Here is an 8519-nt window from a genome sequence, read left to right on the forward strand (position 1 = left end):
CAAAAGAAAAAGTATTAGAAAACTATACGGTTGTCATGGCAAATGAACAGACTGGTGGAAAAGGTCAAATGGGTGCCAAATGGCATTCAGAGTATGGTAAAAACCTATTAATGAGTGTATTGATTAAAGATTTACCGCTAGATTTGATTTCTGTTTTTGACTTAAATGCTACTGTTGCTGTTGCTGCTATCAATACTTTAACAATGAGTTGCTATCCTAAAGGAAAGATAAAATGGCCTAACGACATTATGGCAGAAAACAAAAAAGTAGGTGGCATATTGGTAGAAAATAGTTTTAAACCCAACGGGACTTTTAATGCAGTTATAGGTTTTGGATTGAATCTAAACCAAACCAATTTTGAAAATCTTCCCAATGCCAGTTCAATAATTTCCATTACAGGTAAAGAATTGGCCATGGAAGCAATGGCAAAACTCTATGTAGAAATGTTACAACAACTAATGCTACAGCCAGAAAGCACTATTGGCCTATGGTCTACTTACAATAATTTACTTTATAAAAGAGCTAAAGCTGTTGCTTTTGAAGATATCAATCGTAACCGTTTTATGGCAATTGTGAAAAAAGTAACTACCGATGGGAAATTGGCTTTATTGCAAAACGATGATAAAATTCATCATTATGAAGTCAAAGAAATAAAGATGCTTTTTAATCTAGCGCTCCTTTCTTTGCAAACTTTTTTTTGTGGTTTATAAACTGGTTGTATAAATCGTATCAACGCATTCCAATTTATAGGGAATTACTATTGTTACTTTTTTGAAGCACGGATTACTTCGTCTGTTGGCTTCGCTCAAATATAAATCCGTTGTCGGGCTTGCAAATTCTTATTATTAGTGGCTATTTATAAAGTTATTAAATTCAGTCTTGGCCGTAGGACTTTCAAACAGAGAGCCGTGTTCACCGCCAACAATCTCAACAAACTGTCTGTTTTGACAATTTGTACAATTTAATACATCTTGCTTAAAAGTTGGCCAAGAATACAATTGAATAGGAGAGTCACTTAGTCCTTGAACAAATAAAATGTCCGACTTGAATCCATTTGTGAAATTAAGTAATGACCTCTGAAAGTAGGCGTTGGGGTTACTTGTTGTCGTTCCATACACATTGTTAAGTTTGGTACATACAGCACCTGATTGAACTTGTCCATTTTCCTCTAATCCACATCTATAAACAAGGTTTAATGGCCCTGGTGCATTGGCAATTACACCAGCTGTTTGATGCATTGTATTAAGTCGTGTAACAATATAGCCACCTTGAGAGTGTCCGGCTAAGAATATCTTTTTTACTGTTATCCCTAATTCTTGACTTGCTTTATTTTTCAACCATAACAAAGCGGCTTCACATTGAACAATATTATCGCCTAATAATACATTTTCTTGGGGATATGCTACACTTACAATCATCATATCATTTCTGTCTAAAATACCCTTGAATTTGTCAAGTGTTGTATTGGCAGCAGAAATTATGCTACTATCATACATTACTGTGCCATGGAATACCAACAAGACATCAACTTCATTTAATGCAGGTTTATCAATGATAACATCAACAGTACTATTATTATAGGTAACAGACTTTGTTATTCTATAAGCAGTTGGAGTAGACTGTTCTGTCGTGTTGTCTTTGGCACATGAGAAAAAAAACAATGACAATAAAATTAATAATCTCATAAAACTAAATTTGTAAATTTTCTGTGGGACTGTTCTCATCTAAAATGGTTTAATCTTCTTAGCGGACAAACTTACCGCTAACTTGTATATTCCCGCAACAACATTCTCCAATCTAAGTATTACTCCTAAGTCGGGCGACTTTGCAGAGAGGTTTTTATTCCCACTTCGCATTTAGTTTCTCCAGTTCTGAATTTAAATTAGATAGCTCCGTGGGCTCTATAATGGTTGTATCAATTTTTAGTTTTTTCTTTCCAGTTTTAAGTATATAATCCCCAGCATATTTTTCAATCGTAAGTATTTCATTTAAATTAATGCCTTTACCGAAAATGTTATTAACTCTTATCCTTTCATTTTCAATTGTTAGATATTTGTTTTGTTTCTGATAAAAATATTTTGCGATAAAACAAGTAGGTGTCAATATCCCTATAATGATTTTCCAACTCTCTGAACTTTCCAAAAAAACTGTAAACAACGTCACCGAGAAAATTAAAGAATATATAAGATTTATATTTAAGTATTTCTTTTTGTAAGCTATTTTCATATTTTAATCATTTAAAACAAATATCTAGACCTGAAAAATAATCCCAATTTCTCCAATTTTTGGGTGGATTGTTTTGACTACTATCAAACTTTGTTTTCTCTGCAAATAATATATGTATTATTTTGAAAAAACGTTGTCAAAGTTCAAAAGGTTGACAACGTTGTTGTTTTCTTTTTTATTATTTTGAAGACGGAGACTTCGGAGATCAGGAGGAAACATTAATGTGAACTTACCAGAAATTCACTATTGCGAGAAACCATAATTAGCAAAAGTCTTTATTGTCGTTTGTACTTCATAGTGTAATCTTTGTTTTTTATTTCTAGTTCTTTATGATTTAGTTTTATAATTTCAAATTTTGTTGTATCAATAATAGTTAAGCCATTTCCTATACTTTCAGATACTAAAGCTAGTTTGTCATTTTCTTTCCACCATTTTTTATAGACTAATGTTGACATATTGATGGATTTTAGAGTTCCATCTTCATTAATTTTTATTCCTTGTACTTCATTAACATTGATAGGATTTGGTTCTACCCAAGAGCCAATTAATAAATTTGTTTCACTTGCCTTTATGGGCAAAATATTCTCATTATTTTTTGTTTCCTGTTTTGTTGTTTGTTGACAAGAAGACAATAGTAATGTTGATATTAATAAGATTGTTAGGATATTTTTTGTCATTTTTTCAATTTTGAATTATTATTAATTTTTCTATTCGAGAGTGATTGCTGTTATGTGTATACAGTCTTGAAAACAATCCCAATCTCTCCAATTTTTGGTGGATTGTTCTGACTGTTATCAAACTTTGTTTTCTCTGTAGCTAATATATATTATTATTTTGAAAAAACGTTGTCAAAGTTCAAAAGGTTGACAAGATTATTTTTTTAAATTTTATTGTTACGCAAGGTGGCTTCTGAAATTAGAAAGTTCTTATTATTCAAAATTTCTTGGTGGGTAAGAGCAAGATGCTCGTGCTAGGGAGTTTTATTCTTGAACTCTGTTTTTAAATCCATTCTAGAATGTAAAAACCTTGTAATTTCAATTTCTTTTTCGCTTAATATTCTAAAGAATATGATTTGTTGTCCAGATTTATAACCAAAAATATCATTGTCAATCTCAGAATAATTTTCCCCTAATTTTTGATTTTCAGCCAATACTTGACAATTTTCAAGAAGTTCAAAATAATATTTGTCCGATTGATTTTCAGACCAAACTTCGTATGTATACTCCCAAATCTTGGATAAATCTTCGACAGCGTTGTTTGTTACTTTGTATTCAGCCATTTCTCTTTTTGGCTTTCAACGACTCAAGATGTTTTTTTGGATCAAAGTCTTCAACAGTTCCGCTTTCAACCCCTTCACTTATAGCTTTTTTGAGTGCAATAATTTTGCTTTCTTCTTCATCTTCTTCTAACAATCTTAATCCAGCTCGAATAACTTCGCTAGCGTTTTTAAATCTTCCTTCTGAAACTCTGCTGTCGACAAAGTTTTCAAAATAGTTTCCAAGAGAAACAGATGTATTTCGTCCTATAGATTACTTATTTTTATTAAAGTTACCAAAATTTGGTAATTATCAAAGAAAAAGTTGTTCTTTTCTCAGGACGAAAAATTACAGTTTGACATTCTCGATTTCCCGAGACCGTATTCTAGCGATGGCGTTTGACAGCTTTTGTGTTTTTCGTGCTGCTATTCTAAGTCAATTATTATTGCAATATTTTCTTTTATATTTTCAATTAGTTCAACAGGTAAATTTCCAACTTTTTTAATCAAACGTTTATTGTCAATTGCTCTAATTTGATCAATCATTACGTCACAATTCTCATGTAAATTTGCCATTCCTTTTTTCAGATGAACTCTTAATATATGAGAATCTTTTTGAACATTAGTTGTAATTGGACAAACAACTGTTGATGGATGCGGAATTTTATTTAATAAATTTGTCTGCACAATTAATACTGGTCTAGTTTTCCCAGCTTCAGTTCCTATTTGTGGATTTAAGTCGGCAATCCAAATTTCATATTGATTAATCTGCATAGTCAATTTTTTCAAAATCCTTTAAAATATTCATGGAATCTTTTTTAACTAAGCTAGATTCAGCTTTAAGCCTTTTCTCTAAAATTTGTCTTTTTTGTACTTTGTTATAGTATTCAATTGCTTCGTTGATATATCTGTTTCTGGGAATATTTATGCGAGATAGTATTTTTTCAGTTTCTCCGAATATTGAATCATCTATTTTTAATGATACTGTTTTCATATGCTTTATATTTATATTACAAATGTATATCTTTTTAGTATATCATCTTCTTTTCTACGGATTTTTTTTAGCATGCTGTTCAACTAACTTATAGTCGCATATTCTGTATAGGTATACACCCTATTTGGTAAGATATTTACATGTTTATTTCCCTTTCTATTTCAAAAAACACTACTATTTTATAACAAACGTTGTCAAAGTTGTAAAGGTTGACAACGTTGTGGTTTTCTTTTTTATTGCTCAAAAGGGCGACTTCGTTGAGTGGGTGCAACTACCACGCGATTGGATTGCTTCGTCAGTTCGCTGCGCTCGTGTCGCGGGAGCGGGGCAAATGAGTAACTTTTACTAGCTTTGTGTTATTTATAGCTGAAATAGAATTTTGAGCTTATTGTTTAGTTCATTGATTTCATTTTCAGAAAGTACACCAAGTAATCCTTGCACTAAATTTTTGTCAATAGTCGCAATTTTACTGGTTCTAACTAAGGACTGTTTCTTAATTCCATTTTGATCATTGGGAAATAAAACAATATCAGTTTGTTCCTGCCAATTAATTTGTGAAGTTATAAAGCAAACTGTACTATCAAGATTAGTTTCAGTTAAGACAATTGCTGGACGCAATTTGCTTCCGCTTAAATTTGTAAAAGGAAAAGTTATTAAAACAATATCACCTTTAGCCATTATACTTTTCTTTTAAATCATTTGAAGAATAAAGATCTTCTTCATCATTTAAAAAATCAAAGGCATTACTTTTTGATGCAAGTTGTTGAATACTTTGAGTAATACGATTATCTTCAAACTTTTTAATGACAAAGTCTGCAAAATCAGATATTTCTTCTGCTTTGTCTTCAGGAAGTTGGTTTATTGCTTTTATAGTTCTTTCAATTATTGCTTGCCTAGTCATCTTCTTATTTTTTTCAAATGTAAGACTTTTTAACTTTCAATGTTTTTTTTGCATTTTATTTTCAAAAATACTACTATTATTTTATAACAAACGTTGTCAAAGTTAAAAAAGGTTGACAACGTTGTGGTTTTTAATTTTATTGCTTAGAACGGCGGCTTCGGAGAGCGGAATTTCTATTTTGTTAACCGCATTGCAAATGCTACAATCTTTGTTCTAATTTAAGCAGGTACTCGTCACAGAAGAGCACCAGTTGGGGTTATTTTTTATTCAATTGAAATGTTAAAAATGATATACTTAAAGCACTTAAGACTATACATGAAAATGCCATTAAGAACAAACCTAATGTTAATTTCGATACAATTTCTAATTCAGAGTAATTCATGGCGAAACTAGAAAGGAATGTCGAGATCCCAATGACAATTCCAACAATTAATCTATCCTTAGGATTAAATTCATACTGTGTTTGACAATTCGCACAGGAAAAGTTTTTGTATCCTTTCCAAAGGGATTTGAATATAGATTTTGAAGAAAGAGTTGTTTTACATTTTTTGCACTTTTCCATTTTTCTATAGTATTTCTGATTTCTATAAATTGCACACAACTTGTATACACCCCTGATAAAACTCAGCAAAATCATCCAAAAATTGTTTAAACAGGAAGATCTTTTTAGTTTTTCTTTCTCAAAAATAAGAATTAATTTTTGCAAATCATCAACAAAACAACTAATTAGCGCATTACCATCTTACTTATTTAATCTTTTTCGTTCCCGAAACAGCACGAATCCTTTTATGTTGTTTGTCAATAGCAAACATTATAAATAAAGCAAGAATATCAATAATATTTTTGTTGGAGTTGCTGATCACGCGAAAGGATTCGCGTTGTAGTAGAAAAAAAAAATAATAAGAACGGAAGCTTTATTAGTATTTCTAGTTTAGTCATCCGCATTGCAAATGCTACCATTTTTGTTCAAATTTAAGTAGGCACTCATTACAGTCGAGCACCAGTTGGGTTTAATCCCAAATTGCTTTTAGTGGCAGTTTAGTTCACAAATACTTTTGAATTATTTCGTGATTGTTTGTATCGATAATAATGAGTCCTTCATCTTCACTATTTAGTTGTCCAACTAAATTTCCTTGTCTATTCCAAATTGAAGACTTACCTGCACATTTGTAGTCTCCTGATTTTCCTGTTAAATTCGACATCAATGAAATCATACCATATCTGTTTGAGATTTCTGAAATTCTTTTTATGTCTTTATCAACACTGTTAACAGAATTTAAAACACTGGCAATATATATGTCAGCACCGTTTTTATGTGCCGCTTCCGAATGTTCAAAGATTGAAGTTTCATAACAAATTGCAAAGGCAATTTTATTGTCCTTTTTTTCTATTGGTAAAATGTTTTGTCCGCTAACAAAATATTGCTCCTCTCCCGGATGTAAATATTGTTTTGAGTAAATTTGTCTTTTCTCATTGGGTTGAAAAATTACCATACTAATACAAATTCCATTTTTACTTTTAGTTGGCATACCAACACCAATAATTATATTATTTTTATTACTTATAGTTTGAAAGTCATTTAACCTATTGTCTTCTATTTGTGAAGTTGATAATTCATCAGCCAATTCGGGCTCATAACCTGTTAAAGAAAGTTCAGGAAAAATAATTATGTCAACTTGATAAGAAATAGCAATTTCTATAAGCTTCTTATGTGTTTCAATATTTTGGGGAATATTTCCTTTAATGGGTCTTGTCTGAGCTGCACAAATTTTCATTACGATGTTATTTATATTGCCACTAACTGGGATACAGGCAACTGTTTATTTCCCTTTCTATTACCAAAAATACTATAATTTTCAATATACGTTGTCAAAGTTCAAAACGTTGATAACGTCTGGTTTTCTATTTTATTGTTCCTTAGGGCGACTTTTTTAGTGGGGGTAACTACCAAGGGATAGGAATCGGGAGCGAGTGCCGTTTTTTATTTCATTTATCTAGTATTTATTTCATTTATATGGTAAAGTTTAGTAAAATTTGGTAAAAATTGCAGAAAGTATTTATATATTTGTGTTCATTTTTCAATTAAAAACTTTTATAAAGAGCAATGAGTAAAAATCATCGTATTAATGTCGATTTTAAAAATGCTGAAGCTAAAGTAAAAGCTAACATTGTTTTAATTTCTTTCAAAGAAGAAGACAACTTTATTGTTTATTGTCCTCATCTTGAAGTTACCGGATATGGTAAATCAGAAGAAGAAGCTATGCAGTCGTTTAATCATAGTTTAGGAGTTTTTCTAGATTATACAGTCAACAAAAAAACTCTTCATGAAGAGTTAATTTCTTTAGGTTGGGAATTAAAAAAAGGGACTGCCAAAAATCCTAAAAAAATAAATGCACCGTCTTGGGGTGATTTAATAAAAAATAATGCTTCATTAGAAGAATTATTAAACAATCAGAACATAACAACTAGTCACAAAGAAGTTGCTATTCCGGTATAATGAATGAATACTTATAAGTTAAGCAATATACCATTAGCAACAGTTATTTGGTTTTTAGAGCATCAGGAATTGAAGCACATAAAAACCGAAGGCGGACATGCTAAATATACTAGAAGTGATTTGACAAGACCAATAATAATTCAAACGCATATTGATCCAGTTCCAGAATTTATTCTTACACAAATTTAAAACATCTTGGATTTGATAAGAAATCATTTCATTTATATATTCAAAAGCACTATTAACTTTATTCGTTTTTTTAATAAAGAACTCAATATTTACCGGATTCGCAAAATGACTCACAACTCCTAAACACCCGCAATAACTTACCTATACCTACCCAATTTAGGCGTACTAGCGAATATATATTCCTTTTTTTACTTTCAAAAATACTATTATTTTATAACAAACGTTGTCAAAGTTCACAACGTTGACAAGGAAGAGGTTTTCTATATTTATTACTCCGTAGTCGGGACTTCGGAGAGCGGGATTTCTATTTAGTTATCCGCATTGCAAATGCTACGTTCTTTGTTCTAATTTAAGTAGGTACTCGTCACAGACGAGCACCAGTTGGGGTTAGTGCACTTCGATACTTCCTTCGTCAGTACAGGCGGAGCTCAGTGTGGCATTAGGGTTACTAATTGGT

At 31.1% G+C, this 8519-nt stretch carries 14 protein-coding genes; 3 read left to right on the forward strand and 11 right to left on the reverse strand.

Features of this window, described 5'->3' with window-relative positions; all coding sequences use genetic code 11:
- Positions 1-710, forward strand: a 710-nt coding sequence (locus tag ACK5ON_RS10310; protein ID WP_409822190.1) for a biotin--[acetyl-CoA-carboxylase] ligase, incomplete at its 5' end; no start/stop codon positions are given.
- Between the two features lie 135 nt (positions 711-845).
- Here ACK5ON_RS10310 and ACK5ON_RS10315 read toward each other — a convergent pair.
- From ACK5ON_RS10315 to ACK5ON_RS10365, 11 genes are all read right to left on the reverse strand, one after another.
- A complete protein-coding gene (locus ACK5ON_RS10315) occupies positions 846-1685 on the reverse strand; it encodes an alpha/beta hydrolase fold domain-containing protein (protein ID WP_409822192.1) in 840 nt (279 codons plus the stop codon).
- Positions 1686-1839: 154 nt separating this feature from the next.
- Entirely contained in the window at positions 1840-2226 is a 387-nt protein-coding gene (locus ACK5ON_RS10320) for a hypothetical protein (protein ID WP_409822194.1), read from the reverse strand.
- Between the two features lie 275 nt (positions 2227-2501).
- Complete coding sequence (locus ACK5ON_RS10325) at positions 2502-2903, reverse strand: lipocalin family protein (RefSeq protein ID WP_409822196.1); 402 nt, start codon at positions 2901-2903, stop codon at positions 2502-2504.
- A 293-nt stretch (positions 2904-3196) separates the two neighbouring features.
- A complete protein-coding gene (locus tag ACK5ON_RS10330; RefSeq protein WP_409822198.1) occupies positions 3197-3505 on the reverse strand; it encodes a type II toxin-antitoxin system RelE/ParE family toxin in 309 nt (102 codons plus the stop codon).
- Positions 3498-3752 carry a type II toxin-antitoxin system ParD family antitoxin gene (locus ACK5ON_RS10335; protein ID WP_409822210.1) on the reverse strand — a complete coding sequence of 85 codons (255 nt, stop codon included), beginning with the start codon at positions 3750-3752 and terminating at the stop codon, positions 3498-3500. The genes ACK5ON_RS10330 and ACK5ON_RS10335 overlap by 8 nt, the downstream gene beginning before the upstream one ends.
- 155 nt (positions 3753-3907) lie before the next feature.
- Positions 3908-4255, reverse strand: a complete 348-nt coding sequence (locus ACK5ON_RS10340; protein ID WP_396173732.1) for a type II toxin-antitoxin system PemK/MazF family toxin — start codon at positions 4253-4255, stop codon at positions 3908-3910.
- The gene (locus tag ACK5ON_RS10345; RefSeq protein WP_396173734.1) at positions 4245-4475 is read right to left on the reverse strand and encodes a hypothetical protein; all 231 of its coding nucleotides are present in this window, start codon (positions 4473-4475) and stop codon (positions 4245-4247) included. The genes ACK5ON_RS10340 and ACK5ON_RS10345 overlap by 11 nt, the downstream gene beginning before the upstream one ends.
- A 360-nt stretch (positions 4476-4835) precedes the next feature.
- Positions 4836-5153 (reverse strand): type II toxin-antitoxin system PemK/MazF family toxin, encoded by a 318-nt coding sequence (locus ACK5ON_RS10350; RefSeq protein WP_409822201.1) that lies wholly within the window; start codon positions 5151-5153, stop codon positions 4836-4838.
- The gene (locus ACK5ON_RS10355; protein ID WP_396173735.1) at positions 5146-5376 is read right to left on the reverse strand and encodes a hypothetical protein; all 231 of its coding nucleotides are present in this window, start codon (positions 5374-5376) and stop codon (positions 5146-5148) included. Before ACK5ON_RS10355 ends, ACK5ON_RS10350 begins: the two co-directional genes overlap by 8 nt.
- Before the next feature lie 256 nt (positions 5377-5632).
- Positions 5633-6013, reverse strand: coding sequence for a TIGR04104 family putative zinc finger protein (locus ACK5ON_RS10360; RefSeq protein WP_409822203.1), 381 nt, complete (start codon positions 6011-6013; stop codon positions 5633-5635).
- Between the two features lie 406 nt (positions 6014-6419).
- Complete coding sequence (locus ACK5ON_RS10365; RefSeq protein WP_409822205.1) at positions 6420-7151, reverse strand: carbon-nitrogen hydrolase family protein; 732 nt, start codon at positions 7149-7151, stop codon at positions 6420-6422.
- A gap of 329 nt (positions 7152-7480) precedes the next feature.
- Here ACK5ON_RS10365 and ACK5ON_RS10370 point away from each other — a divergent pair, with 329 nt between their 5' ends.
- Together ACK5ON_RS10370 and ACK5ON_RS10375 are read left to right on the forward strand one after the other, a co-directional pair.
- Positions 7481-7873 carry a hypothetical protein gene (locus tag ACK5ON_RS10370; protein WP_396175987.1) on the forward strand — a complete coding sequence of 131 codons (393 nt, stop codon included), beginning with the start codon at positions 7481-7483 and terminating at the stop codon, positions 7871-7873.
- A 3-nt stretch (positions 7874-7876) separates the two neighbouring features.
- Positions 7877-8062: a type II toxin-antitoxin system HicA family toxin gene (locus tag ACK5ON_RS10375; RefSeq protein ID WP_409822208.1), complete on the forward strand. Its 186-nt coding sequence runs from the start codon at positions 7877-7879 to the stop codon at positions 8060-8062.
- The last annotated feature ends 457 nt before the right edge of the window (positions 8063-8519 follow it).

Source organism: Flavobacterium sp. (assembly GCF_046317795.1).
Taxonomy (GTDB): Bacteria; Bacteroidota; Bacteroidia; order Flavobacteriales; family Flavobacteriaceae; genus Flavobacterium.

Excerpts from the sequence above, each read along its gene's own strand:
- ACK5ON_RS10340 (WP_396173732.1), bottom strand. The coding sequence starts at position 4,255 with ATGCAGATTAATCAATATGAAATTTGGATTGCCGACTTAAATCCACAA.
- ACK5ON_RS10325 (WP_409822196.1), bottom strand. The coding sequence starts at position 2,903 with ATGACAAAAAATATCCTAACAATCTTATTAATATCAACATTACTATTG.
- ACK5ON_RS10320 (WP_409822194.1), bottom strand. The coding sequence starts at position 2,226 with ATGAAAATAGCTTACAAAAAGAAATACTTAAATATAAATCTTATATAT.
- ACK5ON_RS10365 (WP_409822205.1), bottom strand. The coding sequence starts at position 7,151 with ATGAAAATTTGTGCAGCTCAGACAAGACCCATTAAAGGAAATATTCCC.
- ACK5ON_RS10370 (WP_396175987.1), top strand. The coding sequence starts at position 7,481 with ATGAGTAAAAATCATCGTATTAATGTCGATTTTAAAAATGCTGAAGCT.
- ACK5ON_RS10355 (WP_396173735.1), bottom strand. The coding sequence starts at position 5,376 with ATGACTAGGCAAGCAATAATTGAAAGAACTATAAAAGCAATAAACCAA.
- ACK5ON_RS10375 (WP_409822208.1), top strand. The coding sequence starts at position 7,877 with ATGAATACTTATAAGTTAAGCAATATACCATTAGCAACAGTTATTTGG.
- ACK5ON_RS10360 (WP_409822203.1), bottom strand. The coding sequence starts at position 6,013 with ATGATTTTGCTGAGTTTTATCAGGGGTGTATACAAGTTGTGTGCAATT.
- ACK5ON_RS10330 (WP_409822198.1), bottom strand. The coding sequence starts at position 3,505 with ATGGCTGAATACAAAGTAACAAACAACGCTGTCGAAGATTTATCCAAG.
- ACK5ON_RS10350 (WP_409822201.1), bottom strand. The coding sequence starts at position 5,153 with ATGGCTAAAGGTGATATTGTTTTAATAACTTTTCCTTTTACAAATTTA.
- ACK5ON_RS10345 (WP_396173734.1), bottom strand. The coding sequence starts at position 4,475 with ATGAAAACAGTATCATTAAAAATAGATGATTCAATATTCGGAGAAACT.
- ACK5ON_RS10315 (WP_409822192.1), bottom strand. The coding sequence starts at position 1,685 with ATGAGATTATTAATTTTATTGTCATTGTTTTTTTTCTCATGTGCCAAA.